The organism is Erwinia pyri, from assembly GCF_030758455.1.
GTDB classification, from domain to species: Bacteria; Pseudomonadota; Gammaproteobacteria; order Enterobacterales; family Enterobacteriaceae; genus Erwinia; species Erwinia pyri.
Window position 1 is genome coordinate 3,363,497 of record NZ_CP132353.1, and the last position, 14,082, is coordinate 3,377,578.

Genomic DNA, 14,082 nt, shown 5'->3' on the forward strand with positions numbered 1-14,082 from the left:
AAGCGGCGATAAGCCTTGAAGCGCCGCGCTGTGCCCCAATAAAGTAAGAAACCCTGTAAAAGAGACGAATTCATGTCACCACAAGCCGCAATAGTTACGATTAACGAAACCAACCTGCAACAGACACTTGAGCAGTCGATGCAGCTGCCGGTGCTGTTCTATTTCTGGTCCGCCCGTAGCCAGCACTGCCAGGAGCTGACGCCCGTTCTGGAGCGCCTTGCGCAGGAGTATGCCGGGCAGTTTGTGCTGGCAGAGCTGGACTGCGATGCAGAGCCTGCGGTAGCGCAGCAGTTCGGCCTGCGCTCTGTGCCTACCGTCTATCTGTTCCAGGATGGCCAGCCGGTTGACGGCTTCCAGGGGCCGCAGCCTGAAGAGGCGATCCGCGCCCTGCTGCAGAAAGTGCTGCCGAAAGAGGAGGAGCTGAAGGCGCAGGAAGGCATGCAGCTGATGGAAGAGGGTAAAGTGCTGGATGCGCTGCCGCTGTTAAAAGAGGCCTGGCAGCTGAGCAACCAGAACAGCGAGATGGGGTTCCTGCTGGCAGAAGCGCTGATTGCGCTGAACCGTAGCGAAGAAGCTGAGGCCGTGCTTGCCGTGGTGCCGCTGCAGGATAAAGATACCCGCTATCAGGGACTGATGGCGCAGATCGATCTGCTGAAACAGGCTGCCGATACGCCAGAGATCCAGCAGTTGCAGCAGCAGATTGAACAGGAGCCGGAAAATGCCGAGCTGGCGACCAAGCTGGCGGTGCAGCTGCATCACGTAGGGCGTAATGAAGAGGCGCTTGAGCTGCTGTTTGGCTTCCTGAAAAAAGATTTAGGCGCGGCTGATGGCCAGGCGCGCAAAATGCTGCAGGAAATTCTGGCAGCGCTGGGAACGGGAGATGCGCTGGCGGCGAAATACCGTCGTCAACTCTACGCCCTGCTCTACTAAAACTTTACAACCCATCCAGTATGCTGCTGGACGGGACTGGGCCGAATGAATCGGCCCATGTAACAACAATCCGGAGGTTATATGCTGACTGTGATTCCCGTTATTATCGTGCTGGCCCTGATCATCGTCTGGTCAGGGATCAAAATCGTCCCACAGGGCTATCAGTGGACCGTGGAGCGCTTTGGCCGCTATACCAAAACGCTGCAGCCCGGCCTGAATCTGCTGGTGCCTTTTATGGATCGTGTGGGTCGCAAGATCAGCATGATGGAGCAGGTGCTCGATATCCCCTCTCAGGAGATCATCTCAAAAGATAACGCCAGCGTGACCATTGATGCGGTCTGCTTTACGCAGGTGGTGGATGCCCCGCGCGCCGCTTATGAGGTGAGCAATCTTGAGCTGGCTATCGTTAACCTCACCATGACCAATATGCGTACCGTGCTCGGCTCTATGGAGCTGGATGAGATGCTCTCACAGCGCGATAACATCAACACCCGGCTGCTGCGGATCGTGGATGAGGCGACCAATCCGTGGGGGGTGAAAATTACCCGCATCGAGATCCGCGACGTCCGGCCACCGGCGGAGCTGATAGCCTCCATGAATGCGCAGATGAAAGCGGAACGAACCAAGCGCGCCGATATTCTGGAAGCGGAAGGCGTCCGTCAGGCGGCGATCCTGCGGGCAGAAGGTGAAAAGCAGTCACAGATCCTGAAAGCCGAGGGGGAGCGTCAGTCCGCGTTCCTTCAGGCTGAAGCGCGTGAACGAAGCGCCGAGGCGGAAGCGCGCGCTACCAAAATGGTCTCTGAAGCGATTGCCGCTGGCGACATTCAGGCCATCAACTACTTTGTGGCACAGAAGTACACCGATGCTCTGCAAAAAATTGGCACCTCAAACAGCAGCAAAATGGTGCTGATGCCGCTGGAGGCCAGCAGCCTGATGGGATCTATCGCCGGGATTTCCGAGCTGCTAAGCGAGACCAAAAAAGATCGGGGCGTAAAATGATCGCCGAGCTGATAGCCAACCCGTGGTGGCTCTGGCTGTCGGTGGGCGGCATCCTGCTGGCTGCTGAAATGCTGGGCGCCAGCGGCTATCTGCTCTGGAGCGGCGTGGCGGCGGTGCTGGTCAGCGTGCTGGTCTGGCTGGTACCGTTACCCTGGGAGTGGCAGGGACTCAGCTTTGCCCTGCTGACTATCCTTTCCGCGCTCTGGTGGTACAGATGGCTGAAAGGACGCGATCGGCAGCAGCCCCCCTCCTCGCTTAATCAACGCGGCAATCAGCTGATTGGCCGCGAGCTGACGCTGGAGGAGGCGCTGATTGATGGCTTCGGCCACGTGCGAATTGGCGACAGCGGCTGGCGCGTGCAGGCGACAGAAAACCTTCCGGCCGGCACGCCCGTCACGGTGGTGGCCGTGGAAGGCGTGACCCTGAGGATTGTCAGGCGCGCAGGAAATCGTGCCAGCGTCTGACCAGATAGTTATGCTCATCCATCACCGAATTCCAGACGCCAATATGGCTCATCCTCTGCAGGTAACTGCCGCCGTCGCGACGTTCACCTCTGGCGATAAGCGGTTTCCCGTTGGCATCAGGCAGCTCTTCCGTGGCCGCTTTCCCCTCATACCAGAAGTCCCACTCTGCAGCAGAGAGATGTGCGCGCGATCGTTCCGGATTTGAGATGTAATAGCCCTGTCGCGCCATCACCGCGCCGGGCCAGCCCGATTGCCACCAGTTCAGGTAGGCATAAGCCGCATCCCTGATTTCTCCTGTGGCGCAGCGCGACAGAGAAAGCCCGCCGTACCAGGCGCGATACCCTTCACGCGGCGTAGCCAGCCGGTAGCCGCTCTGACGAAAATGGTGGCGGAACCAGGTGGGCGCCCACAGGCTCTGTATGCCGATCTGGTGGTGCTCAGCCAGGGCAAAAGCCTGCTCCGGCGTAGACCAGAAGGCAGCAAAATGCCCCTGCTGCTGCAAACGCACCAGCACGCCGGTCAGGTGGTCTATCTCTTCCAGGCTCAGATTACCCACATCAGCAAACTCACCCAGCCCGGCGCCCTGTACGGCCAGCACCGCGTCCAGCGCGCCAATCGCCGCATCATCCTGCAGCGCAGCCTGCCCGCAAAAAGCGGGATGCAGCAGCCAGCTCCAGCTCTCCTCCTCATGGCTTAACCCGGCGGGTAGCTGGTCTGGCCGCCAGGCAAAGCTGTCAGCGTTGTGAGTCAGCGGCAGCATGCTGATAAGCCCGGATGGCTGCCCGGACAGCGTGCCATCCTGCTGCACATAGAGCCGGTTCACCGGGACGCTGCCCTTGCCCGGTTTTCCGCCCGGAATAAGCGTCCCCAACTTTGGCAGATCGTTAATTTCGTCCCAGTGATGCAGACGGCTAATCTCAAGCGGCTGGATAGCGCGGGCGGGCCAGACAAAATCGATATTGTGGAACCACTGATCGTAGAGATCGTAGCTTTCCGGCTCCATCACCGCGATACGCTGCGCATCTGCCACGCTGTGGAGCAAATACTCTATTTTGATGCCCAAATCGCGCTCTGCCCGCAGCCGGAGCTGCTCCAGCAGGGTTACAGAGGTTCCCAGTACGCGCAGTGTGACCGGATTTTTCGCCATAACAGCGGAGTTCATGACATTTCACCCATAAAAGAAGGCAGCGGAAAACGCATAACGGCGCACCTGCAGTATTGAACTGCGATGACAGTGTATCTCATGCCTGTGGCATAATGCTTTTTTCGGCAGCGGGGGAACAGGATCCGGGATGCTCAACGACAGCGAAAAGGTGAAAATTGAGGCCAGGGGGCCGGCGCGTTATGAAACGATCCGCCAGATCCTGCATGACGCCATCACTTCTCCTCAGGTTCCCCGCGGGCTGGTTCTGCTTGAAGGACCACTGGCAAAGTTGTTTGGCACCAGCCGTGTGCCGGTCCGGCAGGCGCTGAGTCTGCTTCATGAGCAGGGAGTGATTACCCGGTTTGAGGGGCGGGGCTTTATTGCCGCCCGTCAGGATGAAGCGGTTGAGCCGCAGCGTATAACGCTGACCCGCAGCGTGCTGGGGCTGGACCAGCAAAGTGAACTGGTTGATACCCGCAGCACCGGTGAAAAAGTGCTGCAAAGCCTGCAGGAGGCGCTGGCAACCTGCATGGTTTTTGGCCATTACCAGCTGGACGAAGCCCGTGCCGCCGGGTTTTACAACGTCAGCAGAAACAGCATCCGCGAAAGTCTGATGCGCCTGCGTGATAAAGGATTAGTGGAAAAAGAGCCTTATGCGCAATGGCTGGCAGGGCCGCTGACCGCCAGAGAGATCGCTGACCATTATGAGATCCGCGCCAGCCTTGAATCGACAGCATTGCGAAAAGCGGCGCCGCACCTGACGCAGCAGCAGATCCTGCAAAACCTCGCGCGTCTGAATAAGCTTGAAGGAAAACGGGTCAGTTCCGCAGAGCTTGAAGAGATCGAAGATGATCTGCATCTGTTTTGCCTGGCGCCAGCGGGCAACCGCACGATGATGCAGATCCTCCGCCAGAGCCAGTCGCCCCTGATTGTGACCCTGATCTTTTACGAGAGGCTGGCCATCCCGATAGATGACTCGATTATCAGTGAGCATCGCAGGGTGTATGAGCTGCTGCTACAGCAGCAGTGGGATTTAGCCGCTCAGGCGCTGCGCGAACACCTGGAACGGTCGCAAACCAGAACGCTGCAAAAGCTTAAGGTGCTTTCCATTCTTCCGGTGCCGGAACTGCCGCCCTATTTGGTTCGTCTTAGCTGAAGACTCAGGCCGTTTTCGGGGTATGGCAGCAGCCCGCCAGGTCATTGATGATCGGGCACTCGGCGCTCTCATCGCCTGGGCAGCTGGCCGCCAGCGCAAGCAGACGTTCGCGCATCTGCGTCAGCTCCTGAATATGCGCTTCGATCTCCGCTACTTTATCCAGCGTGCGTGCTTTAACATCGGCGCTGTGGCGCTGAGGATTGTTAAACAGCTGTACCATCTCGCGGCACTCTTCCAGGTTGAACCCAACCTGCCGCGCCTGACGCAACAGCATCAGCTCTTCCAGATGCTTCGCGGAGTAGCTGCGATAGCCGTTTTCACTGCGCAGCGGCGGCGTAACCAGCCCTTTCTCTTCATAAAAACGGATAGCCTTACTGGTTAAACCGGTTTTTTTTGCCACCTCGCTGATATTCATCTTCACTCCTTGACCTTCACCTTGATGGAAGGTTTATTCTTTATTACTACTGTAAAACCCCAGTGGGGTCAAACCAGATAAACGGGAGTTCAGAACATGTCACATACTACGATACTGGCGCTGGATGGCTTGTCCTGCGGCCACTGTGTAAAACGCGTGAAAGAGACGCTGGAACAGCGTGCGGATGTGGAGCAGGCGGAAGTCTCGATCGCTGAAGCCCGGGTCACCGGCAACGCCCAGGCGAGCGATCTGATTGCTGCCGTTGAGCAGGCGGGCTATCACGCCAGCCTGGCAGAGGACGCAGCTTCCCCAAAGTGTGAACCGCTGACAGAAACAGAATCTCAGCCGGAAGCGCTGGCAGCGGCCCCTCAACAGCTTCCGGCGACCCAAAGCTTCCATCTGCTGATTGATGGCATGAGCTGCGCCAGCTGTGTCGGTCGCGTTCAGAGTGCGCTGCAGAAGGTGAGCGGCGTCACTCAGGCGCGGGTCAATCTTGCCGAGCGCAGCGCGCTGGTGATGGGCGATGCCGCACCTGAGTCGCTGGTCAGCGCCGTAAAAGAGGCGGGCTATGGCGCAGAGGTCATTGAAGATGACGTCGAGCGGCGTGAGAAGCAGCAAAAAACCGCCCAACAGGCCGTACGCCGCTTTCGCTGGCAGGCGGCCGTTGCGCTGACGCTTGGCATTCCTCTGATGCTCTGGGGGATGGCGGGCGACAACATGATGCTCACCCAGAGCAACCGCGCAGGCTGGCTCGCCGTGGGGATTATCACTCTGCTGGTGATGATAGTGGCTGGCGGCCATTTTTACCGTAGCGCCTGGCGCAGCCTGTTGAAAGGCACCGCGACGATGGATACCCTGGTGGCGCTGGGCACCGCAGCGGCCTGGCTCTACTCCATCACGGTGAATCTGTGGCCTGATGCGTTTCCTGCTGAAGCGCGACATCTTTACTATGAAGCCAGCGCCATGATCATTGGCCTGATCAATCTTGGCCATATGCTGGAACAGCGTGGTCGTCAGCGGGCGTCAAAGGCGCTGGAAAAATTACTCGATTTAACGCCGCCAACCGCACGCGTTATCTCCGATGAGGGCGAACGCGTCCTGCCGCTCAGCGACGTACAGCCCGGCATGACCCTGCGTCTGACCACCGGCGACCGGGTGCCTGTCGATGGAACGATCGCTCAGGGCGAAGCCTGGCTGGATGAGGCGATGCTGACCGGCGAAGCGATGCCGCAGCAGAAACAGAGCGGTGATGATATTCATGCCGGTACGGTGCTACAGGATGGTAGCGTGCTGTTTACCGCCAGCGCTGTGGGTAAGAACACAACCCTTTCACGCATCATAAACAGCGTGCGTCAGGCGCAAAGCAGCAAGCCGGAAATCGGCAGGCTGGCCGACAGAATTTCAGCGGTGTTTGTGCCTGTTGTCGTGGCTGTTGCCCTGCTCAGCGCAGCAATTTGGTTCTTTGCAGGCCCGGCGCCTCAGGTGGTCTATACCCTGGTGATCGCCACCACCGTGCTGATTATCGCCTGCCCCTGCGCCTTAGGGCTGGCCACACCGATGTCGATCATTTCGGGTGTCGGACGTGCTGCAGAGTATGGCGTGCTGGTGCGGGATGCCGATGCGTTGCAGCGGGCCAGCACCCTCTCCACGCTGGTCTTTGATAAAACCGGCACGCTGACAGAGGGAACACCGCGCGTGGTGGATATCACGCTGTTTAACGGCGCTGATGAACAGCAGGTCCTCGCCTGGGCAGCCGCGCTGGAGCAGGGTTCTTCTCATCCCCTTGCCCGGGCGCTGTTGGAAAAAGCGGGCGAGGCCTCCCTGCCCGCAATTGAGCAATTTCGTACAATACCGGGAATGGGCGTAAGCGGTAAAGTTAACGGCAGTGAGCTCTGGCTGGGTAACAGCGCGTTAATGGAACAGCAGCATAGTGTGACAGACGACCTTCGCCTGCAGATTGACGCGCAGGCGGCTAAAGGCATCACCCCGGTGATGCTGGCGGCAGCGGGCCAGATAGTGGCGCTCTTCTCTATTCGCGATCCGCTGCGCAGCGAGAGCGTGTCCGCCCTGAAGCGCCTCCGCCAGCGCGGTTACCATCTGGTGATGCTGACCGGGGATAATAAAATCACCGCTCAGGCCATCGCTAAAGAAGCGGGAGTGGATAACGTCATTGCTGGTGTGCTGCCCGAGGGCAAAGCGGAGGCGATACGCGACCTGCAACGGCAGGGCCACCGCGTAGCGATGGTGGGCGACGGCATCAATGATGCGCCGGCTCTGGCACAGGCGGATGTGGGGATCGCCATGGGCAGCGGCAGCGATGTGGCGATTGAAACCGCCGGAATAACGCTGATGCGTCAGGATCTGAATGCCGTGGCAGATGGCCTGGCGATAGCCAAAGCAACCTTACGCAATATGAAACAAAACCTGCTGGGGGCGTTTATTTATAACGCGCTGGGGATCCCGATTGCGGCCGGTATTCTCTATCCGCTGACCGGCACCTTGCTGAATCCGGTGGTGGCCGGGGCGGCAATGGCGCTGTCATCAATTACCGTGGTCAGCAATGCAAATCGCCTGGTGAGGTATAAACCGCCAGCAGAATAGCGGCGATCTCTCCCGCAGGCCTGCGCCTTTTTTACCTGTTACTCAGTCAGTTAAACCGTTAGCATGAGCTGAACACTGAGAAGGCGGAAAGTATGGGAAAACTCTTGCGAAAGGTGGCGGCGATCTGGCAGAAACTGTCGCCAACGCGCTATGTCTATCCGGCGCAGGATGCGACCACCGGCCAGAGCCAGCTGCATCTGGTGGGCAGTATCCATATGGGTACGCAAGATATGATGCCCCTGCCTGCTTTACTGCAGGCGCGGTTAGCTCAGGCGGATGCGTTAATTGTAGAAGCTGATATCACCGCCAGCACCTCCCCTTTCGGCGAAAGTGAGATCTGTGCGCCGCTGGCGGAGCGTTTAACGGCTGATGAGCTGGCCCGCCTGCAGCATTTCTGCCAGGAGGTGGCTATCAGCCCGGAGGTGATCGATACGCTGCCAGCCTGGCAGGTCGCGCTGATGCTGCAGGCGCAGCAGGCACAGCGTCTGGGCTTACGGGCGGAATATGGTATCGACTTCCAGTTACTGAAGGCGGCCAGGGCGCTGCAAAAACCGGTGATTGAGCTGGAAGGCCCTGAAACTCAGCTGGCCCTGCTGAAAGCGCTGCCGGATAACGGGCTGACGCTGCTTCAGGACACGCTGATCCACTGGCATACCAATGCCCGGCTGCTGCAAACCATGATTGGCTGGTGGCTGGAAAGCCCGCCGGGTCAGAAGCAGAAGGCGCTTCCCACCACCTTTAACAGCACGCTGAACGACGTTCTGATGCTGCAAAGAAACCAGCGCTGGGCGGAGATGTTAGCCGCGTTACCGCAGGGTAAATATGTGGTGGCCGTGGGCGCGCTGCATCTCTATGGCGATGGCAACCTGCCCGATCTGCTGAACGGCAGATAAAAAAAAGGCCAATATCGCTATCGGCCCGTCAAAGAGGAATTTTTTTATGATTTTAGTTATCCGCCAGCAATCAGGTTGCTGACGGGGGGCAGATTGTCGCCTAAAGCCTGGATTTTCGCCACTATTTTTCACCGTGAAAGGGCCACTACGATCGCTGCAGAAGGAGACCATCTATGACGCCCGCCGTAAAACTTCTCGAAAAACAGCAGGTCAGCTTTGAACTGCACGCCTACGAGCACGACAATAATGAAACACATTTTGGTGATGAAGCGGTGCGTAAACTCAACCAGAATGCAGAGCAGGTCTATAAAACGCTGTTGGTGGCGCTGAACGGGGACAATAAAACCCTGGCGGTGGCGGTGACGCCCGTTGCCAGCCAGCTCGATTTGAAGCAGGTGGCGAAGGCGCTGGGAGCGAAGAAAGTGGATATGGCCGATCCGCAGATTGCCCAGCGCACCACCGGCTATCTGCTTGGCGGCATCAGCCCGCTGGGGCAAAAAAAGCGGCTGCCCACGGTGGTGGACAGCCTGGCGCAGCAGTTCCCGACCATTTTTGTCTCTGGCGGTAAGCGCGGGCTGGAAATTGAACTCTCTCCGGCAGATTTAGCCCGGCTGCTGAATGCCCGCTTTGCGGATATTGCCCGCAAAGCATAGCGTTTTGCCAGGCTATCCTTCATACATCTGCGGTAAAAACAGTGGATAGCCTCAGGAAGTCCCGCCAGCCGGGGGAAGCGATTTACTCCGCCGTTTGTGCCAGCAGTTGGTCAATCATCCAGCGCCCGGCGGGGCCTGGCGGCGAGCTTCGTGACCAGGCGACATCCACCGAAATTTTTTGCGGCCAGCCGGTGACCGGAAGCTCCCGCAGGAGCTGATGACCAAACTGCTCCACCAGCCAGCGCGGCAGAATGCTCCAGCCAAAGCCCTGCTCCGCCATCTCCAGCAGCAGCAGATAAGAGGGCGCCGACCAGATCCCCTTCCCGGACTGATAGCGCTCGCTCTCAATCCAGGTATTAAGGCAGAGCTGCCGCACATTTTTCAGCTTTTGCTCGCTGACCCGGGGCTCCTGCGCCAGCGGATGCTCATGATGAAGATAGATCGCCATCTGCGCCTCCACCTGCAACCTTGCCGTGGCGATCTCTTGCGGATAATCAGGCTGCACGCGGATCACGCCGATATGTGCCCTTCCCGCCTGCAGCAGGTCGATCACATCGGCATCTTCAGCGATCATGCATTCAAATTCTATCTCCGGATAGCGGGCATCAAAACGCTTCAGCAACGATTCATGGTAATCCGCCTGCCAGAAGTCAGAAATAGCGAGGCTGAGGCAGGGCTCAACTTCTCCTGCCAGCCTGACAGCCAGTTCATCAAGCTGCGCGCTGGCCCGTAAAATTTCCTGCACCTGAGCCAGTGCGCGCCGTCCGTTGTCAGTGAGGACTGGCGAACGCGCCTCACGGCTGAAAAGAGCGAACCCTAAATCGGTTTCCAGATTCGCCACGGCGGTGCTGATGGTGGACTGGCTTTTGCGCAGCGCGCGGGCGGCGGCAGAAAACGAACCGCTCTCCACAGTCTTCACAAAGGCCAGTAAAGATTCCGGTGAGTATCGCAACGAAGTATCGCTTTTTTCGATAGAACATCATTTTATCTTAGCAAAGAAAACCGGGAAAATAGCGTTCAGTTTCAACCAGGGAGTATTTATGCGTACCAGAACGCTGAAAGAACGTTTTTGTCATGCCGCAGGCTTCGAGGTGCTGGCGATCCTGCTGGTTTCCCCACTTGCCGCCTGGATCATGGAGAAGCCGCTGTTTCAGATGGGTGCGTTAGCCATCATGCTCTCAACGGTAGCTATGGTCTGGAACATGCTTTATAACGCGGGTTTTGACCGGCTGGTGCCCCCTGGGATGAAGCGCGGGCTGAAGCTGCGTATCCTGCATGCCGTGGGCTTTGAAGGCGGCTTTATCGGCATCGGGTTACCGATTGCGGCCTGGATGCTGGGCACTGGAGTGTGGCAGGCATTTTTACTGGAGGTCTCTTTCTTCCTCTTCTTCCTGCCCTACACGGTGGCCTATAACTGGGTGTATGACGCCCTGCGCGCCAAAGTGCTGGCGCGAAAGCAGTGTCAGGCCTAGTCCTCACGATAAAAACGGCACCGTAAAAGGTGCCGTTTTTTTGTCTGCTATTTTATCCCCCTGCTGACTTCAGACGGAGGCGCCGGGAGTTTTTCTGATTCTATCAGCGCTTAATTCATGGCGGTATCAATTCTGAACAGACGCCAGATTTTAGGCTTTGTCGGTTTCTCTTTTACCGGCTCAGGCGCTTTTTTCTGATAAACAATCTCTCCTTTCGGCGCATAAGCTGCGGCTTCCAGCGGTGAATGGGTCTGAATATATTGCTTCAGCACCTCCGCATCAATAAACCCGGTATTCACATAGCTGGGTAACTGGTTAACAGGCGGATAACCGTCGCCCCCTGTGGCATTAAAGCTCAGCGTCGCCATACGGTAAGTTTTTTCTGGATCCAGAGGCTCGCCCTTGATTTTGATCTCGCTCACGCCGCTGCCATCGGCAATCAGGCTGACGTTGGCAAACTGCGCATAGGCGCCGGAATCGACCTGCTTGTTCGCCACCACGGCGAGATATCTCTCCACCTCACTACCTTTCATCTCTACATAGGTCAGCGTATTGCCGAACGGCTGTACCTTGAGCAGATCTTTATAGGTAATGGTGCCGGACTCAATCGAGTCCCGGACGCCGCCGCCGCTCATGACCGCGAAATCAGCTTTAGTCCGCTCTATCTGCGAAGCCAGGAGCACTCTGGCGAGATTGGTCTGAACAAAACGCACCTTGCTGCGGTCGCCCTCAAGATGGCCGTTGACGCTGCCAATTTTCACCCCCAGCTGCGCTTCCCCTTTTTTCTGGAAGGGGGTCAGCAGCTTCATCATCGCCGGGTTTTTGGCGATCTCCGGGGTGTAATTGACCCAGGTTTCACTGCCGTCGGCGTTTTTCACTTTGTGCTTCAGATTTATCGGCACCAGCTCGTAATGTTCCAGAGTCAGCTTACCGTTAAGGAAAGTGAAGTCAGCGCGGCCAATATATTTGCCCCATTCATGAGCCTGGACAATCCAGGTGCCGTTCTGGCGATCTGGCTGACAGGGCGTTCCCGGAACGTAGTCAGCCTGTTTGACATTCTCTTTCGCCATGCAGACCGGGTCCTGCGAATGGCCGCCAACAATCATATCCAGATAGCCTGCGGGCAGCTCACGCGCCATCTCAACATCGCCCGGTGCGTTGGATCCATGATTGCCGTTATCGTAGTGGCCCATATGGGTCGCCGCGATAATCACGTCCGGCTTCTCGTTTTTGCGTAATTCTTCTACCACCGCTTTGGCTTCAGCGGCAGGTTTATGAAATTCCATATCGGTGAAGAATTCGGGATTGCCGATCTTTGCCGTGTCGTCGGTGGTCAGGCCGATAACCGCAATTTTCAACCCGACGCGATTAAACAAGGCATAGGGCTGGAACAGGCGCTTGCCGGTGCTTTTCTGATAAATGTTGGCCGAAAGCAGCGGAAACTTCGCCCATTTTTGCTGCTGGCGCAGTACGGAGAGCGGATTATCGAATTCGTGATTACCGATAGCCATCGCATCGTATCCCACCAGATTCATGCCGCGAAAATCGGGTTCGGCATCCTGCAAATCAGATTCCGGCACGCCGGTATTAATGTCCCCACCCGACAGGATCAGCACCTGCCCGCCATGCGCCTGCACGTCATAACGGATCTGATCCATCATGGTTTTCTGTGCAGCCAGGCCATATTCGTCGCGATCGTTTGGCCAGAAGTGACCGTGATGATCGTTGGTGTGCAGGACCGTAAATTTATAGACCCGATCTTTAACCCAGGCCTGCGCCAGCAGGGGCGTAGTGAGCAGGACCAGCGTCAGGGCAGGCAGAAGCTTTTTTTTCAATGAAAGCACAACGGATCTCCTTGTTATGAATCGCTCAAACGCAAAGCGTTTGTCAAAATTTACGGCATGAATGTCATTTATTTGTGACTATTCGTCGATTATGCCGCAGGATAATCGTGCGGGCCAATGCTGATGCCTTATCTCTGCCCATTTTACCGGCCCGCAAAAAAATAAACGTCATCATCATCCCAACTGTCTGGACGCACGGGTTTCTCATGGCAAGCGAACGTACTTTATCCTCTTCCTCTCTTCCCGCCAGGCGAACAGCCTTTGGCATTCTGGGCGCAATCAGCGTTGCTCATCTGCTTAACGACATGATCCAGTCGTTGATTCTGGCTATTTACCCGCTGCTGCAGAGTGAATTTACGCTGAGTTTTGTGCAGGTAGGGCTGATCACCCTGACTTTCCAGGTGACCGCTTCGCTGCTTCAGCCGGTTATTGGTTACTACACCGATAAACATCCGCAGCCCTGGTCACTGCCGATTGGCATGGGCTTTACGCTTGGCGGGCTGATCCTGTTAGCGATGGCTGGCAACTTCCCCACCATTCTGGTGGCGGCAGCCTTAGTGGGCACCGGCTCCTCAGTGTTCCATCCCGAATCTTCCCGCGTGGCGCGAATGGCCTCCGGGGGGCGACATGGTCTGGCGCAGTCCCTGTTTCAGGTAGGCGGTAACTTTGGCAGTTCACTCGGACCGCTGCTGGCGGCACTGCTTATTGCCCCTTATGGCCGCGGCAACGTCGCCTGGTTTACCCTGGCTGCCCTGCTGGCCATTGTGGTGCTGCTGCAAATCAGCCGCTGGTATCAGGCCCAGCAACGAGTCGCTAAAAGCAGTGCCGCGCCGCAGGAGATAACCACCTTACCCCGCCGTAAAGTTGCGTTCGCCATCTCAATTCTGCTGGTGCTGATTTTTTCAAAATACTTTTATCTCACCAGCCTCAGCAGCTACTACACCTTCTACCTGATGCAGAAGTTCGGCCTTTCGGTGCAAAACGCCCAGTTTCACCTGTTTGCCTTTCTGTTTGCCGTGGCGGCGGGAACGGTGATCGGCGGCCCCATTGGCGACAAAGTTGGCCGTAAGCGGGTTATCTGGGTTTCCATCCTTGGCGTTACGCCCTTCACCCTGCTGCTGCCGCACGCTTCGCTGGCGTGGACAGGCGTGCTGTCGGTCATTATCGGCTTTATACTCGCCTCCGCTTTTTCCGCCATTCTGGTCTATGCCCAGGAGTTAATGCCTGGCCGTATCGGCATGGTCTCGGGGCTGTTCTTTGGCTTTGCCTTCGGCATGGGCGGTCTTGGCGCGGCGGTATTGGGCGTGGTCGCCGATCGCAGCAGTATTGATGTTGTTTATCAAATCTGTGCCTATCTTCCGTTACTGGGCATTCTTACCCTGTTCCTGCCGGATAACAGCAGGAAATAGCCGGTCCCGGCGCGGGATAATTGCGATCCGCGCCGCTTATTTTCTGCAACGAATCTGGCCCCCTTCTGCTAAACGTTGAGAAACGTCGATTACCTCTCTTTT

General features: G+C 57.3%; 13 protein-coding genes. 9 read left to right on the forward strand and 4 right to left on the reverse strand.

Features of this window, described 5'->3' with window-relative positions; translation table 11 throughout:
• Nucleotides 1-72: 72 nt before the first annotated feature.
• From Q3V30_RS15955 to Q3V30_RS15965, 3 genes are all read left to right on the forward strand, one after another.
• On the forward strand, nucleotides 73-930 hold the full coding sequence (locus Q3V30_RS15955; protein ID WP_306207318.1) for a co-chaperone YbbN: 858 nt from the start codon (nucleotides 73-75) through the stop codon (nucleotides 928-930).
• Between the two features lie 81 nt (nucleotides 931-1,011).
• The gene (locus tag Q3V30_RS15960) at nucleotides 1,012-1,929 is read left to right on the forward strand and encodes an SPFH domain-containing protein (protein WP_306207319.1); all 918 of its coding nucleotides are present in this window, start codon (nucleotides 1,012-1,014) and stop codon (nucleotides 1,927-1,929) included.
• Nucleotides 1,926-2,393 (forward strand): NfeD family protein, encoded by a 468-nt coding sequence (locus Q3V30_RS15965; RefSeq protein WP_306207321.1) that lies wholly within the window; start codon nucleotides 1,926-1,928, stop codon nucleotides 2,391-2,393. Before Q3V30_RS15960 ends, Q3V30_RS15965 begins: the two co-directional genes overlap by 4 nt.
• On the opposite strand, the gene Q3V30_RS15970 is transcribed toward Q3V30_RS15965, so the two are convergent.
• Nucleotides 2,362-3,555: an ABC transporter substrate-binding protein gene (locus Q3V30_RS15970; RefSeq protein ID WP_306207323.1), complete on the reverse strand. Its 1,194-nt coding sequence runs from the start codon at nucleotides 3,553-3,555 to the stop codon at nucleotides 2,362-2,364. The two genes, Q3V30_RS15965 and Q3V30_RS15970, sit on opposite strands and share 32 nt — an antisense overlap.
• A gap of 130 nt (nucleotides 3,556-3,685) precedes the next feature.
• Here Q3V30_RS15970 and Q3V30_RS15975 point away from each other — a divergent pair, with 130 nt between their 5' ends.
• Nucleotides 3,686-4,693, forward strand: coding sequence for a GntR family transcriptional regulator (locus Q3V30_RS15975; protein ID WP_306207325.1), 1,008 nt, complete (start codon nucleotides 3,686-3,688; stop codon nucleotides 4,691-4,693).
• A gap of 4 nt (nucleotides 4,694-4,697) precedes the next feature.
• On the opposite strand, the gene cueR is transcribed toward Q3V30_RS15975, so the two are convergent.
• Nucleotides 4,698-5,108, reverse strand: a complete 411-nt coding sequence (gene cueR, locus Q3V30_RS15980) for a Cu(I)-responsive transcriptional regulator (RefSeq protein WP_306207328.1) — start codon at nucleotides 5,106-5,108, stop codon at nucleotides 4,698-4,700.
• 96 nt (nucleotides 5,109-5,204) lie between these two features.
• Between cueR and copA the strand changes: the two genes are divergently transcribed.
• From copA to ybaK, 3 genes are all read left to right on the forward strand, one after another.
• A complete protein-coding gene (gene copA, locus Q3V30_RS15985) occupies nucleotides 5,205-7,709 on the forward strand; it encodes a copper-exporting P-type ATPase CopA (protein ID WP_306207330.1) in 2,505 nt (834 codons plus the stop codon).
• A gap of 92 nt (nucleotides 7,710-7,801) precedes the next feature.
• On the forward strand, nucleotides 7,802-8,602 hold the full coding sequence (locus Q3V30_RS15990; protein ID WP_306207332.1) for a TraB/GumN family protein: 801 nt from the start codon (nucleotides 7,802-7,804) through the stop codon (nucleotides 8,600-8,602).
• 173 nt (nucleotides 8,603-8,775) lie between these two features.
• Nucleotides 8,776-9,255: a Cys-tRNA(Pro)/Cys-tRNA(Cys) deacylase YbaK gene (gene ybaK / locus Q3V30_RS15995; RefSeq protein WP_306207334.1), complete on the forward strand. Its 480-nt coding sequence runs from the start codon at nucleotides 8,776-8,778 to the stop codon at nucleotides 9,253-9,255.
• Nucleotides 9,256-9,337: 82 nt separating this feature from the next.
• Here ybaK and Q3V30_RS16000 read toward each other — a convergent pair whose 3' ends face one another.
• Nucleotides 9,338-10,207: a LysR family transcriptional regulator gene (locus tag Q3V30_RS16000; RefSeq protein WP_306207336.1), complete on the reverse strand. Its 870-nt coding sequence runs from the start codon at nucleotides 10,205-10,207 to the stop codon at nucleotides 9,338-9,340.
• An 88-nt stretch (nucleotides 10,208-10,295) separates the two neighbouring features.
• Between Q3V30_RS16000 and Q3V30_RS16005 the strand changes: the two genes are divergently transcribed.
• Nucleotides 10,296-10,727, forward strand: coding sequence for a multidrug/biocide efflux PACE transporter (locus Q3V30_RS16005; RefSeq protein ID WP_306207338.1), 432 nt, complete (start codon nucleotides 10,296-10,298; stop codon nucleotides 10,725-10,727).
• Between the two features lie 110 nt (nucleotides 10,728-10,837).
• On the opposite strand, the gene ushA is transcribed toward Q3V30_RS16005, so the two are convergent.
• Nucleotides 10,838-12,562, reverse strand: a complete 1,725-nt coding sequence (gene ushA, locus Q3V30_RS16010) for a bifunctional UDP-sugar hydrolase/5'-nucleotidase UshA (protein WP_428979267.1) — start codon at nucleotides 12,560-12,562, stop codon at nucleotides 10,838-10,840.
• 215 nt (nucleotides 12,563-12,777) lie between these two features.
• Between ushA and Q3V30_RS16015 the strand changes: the two genes are divergently transcribed.
• Nucleotides 12,778-13,980, forward strand: a complete 1,203-nt coding sequence (locus tag Q3V30_RS16015) for an MFS transporter (RefSeq protein WP_306207342.1) — start codon at nucleotides 12,778-12,780, stop codon at nucleotides 13,978-13,980.
• Nucleotides 13,981-14,082: the final 102 nt, after the last annotated feature.

What these genes read in the sequence shown, in the direction of transcription:
- Q3V30_RS15990 (WP_306207332.1), top strand. Translation starts at nt 7,802, where the DNA reads ATGGGAAAACTCTTGCGAAAGGTGGCGGCGATCTGGCAGAAACTGTCG.
- cueR (WP_306207328.1), bottom strand. Translation starts at nt 5,108, where the DNA reads ATGAATATCAGCGAGGTGGCAAAAAAAACCGGTTTAACCAGTAAGGCT.
- Q3V30_RS15960 (WP_306207319.1), top strand. Translation starts at nt 1,012, where the DNA reads ATGCTGACTGTGATTCCCGTTATTATCGTGCTGGCCCTGATCATCGTC.
- Q3V30_RS16015 (WP_306207342.1), top strand. Translation starts at nt 12,778, where the DNA reads ATGGCAAGCGAACGTACTTTATCCTCTTCCTCTCTTCCCGCCAGGCGA.
- Q3V30_RS15955 (WP_306207318.1), top strand. Translation starts at nt 73, where the DNA reads ATGTCACCACAAGCCGCAATAGTTACGATTAACGAAACCAACCTGCAA.
- Q3V30_RS15975 (WP_306207325.1), top strand. Translation starts at nt 3,686, where the DNA reads ATGCTCAACGACAGCGAAAAGGTGAAAATTGAGGCCAGGGGGCCGGCG.
- ybaK (WP_306207334.1), top strand. Translation starts at nt 8,776, where the DNA reads ATGACGCCCGCCGTAAAACTTCTCGAAAAACAGCAGGTCAGCTTTGAA.
- Q3V30_RS15970 (WP_306207323.1), bottom strand. Translation starts at nt 3,555, where the DNA reads ATGAACTCCGCTGTTATGGCGAAAAATCCGGTCACACTGCGCGTACTG.
- copA (WP_306207330.1), top strand. Translation starts at nt 5,205, where the DNA reads ATGTCACATACTACGATACTGGCGCTGGATGGCTTGTCCTGCGGCCAC.
- Q3V30_RS16005 (WP_306207338.1), top strand. Translation starts at nt 10,296, where the DNA reads ATGCGTACCAGAACGCTGAAAGAACGTTTTTGTCATGCCGCAGGCTTC.
- Q3V30_RS15965 (WP_306207321.1), top strand. Translation starts at nt 1,926, where the DNA reads ATGATCGCCGAGCTGATAGCCAACCCGTGGTGGCTCTGGCTGTCGGTG.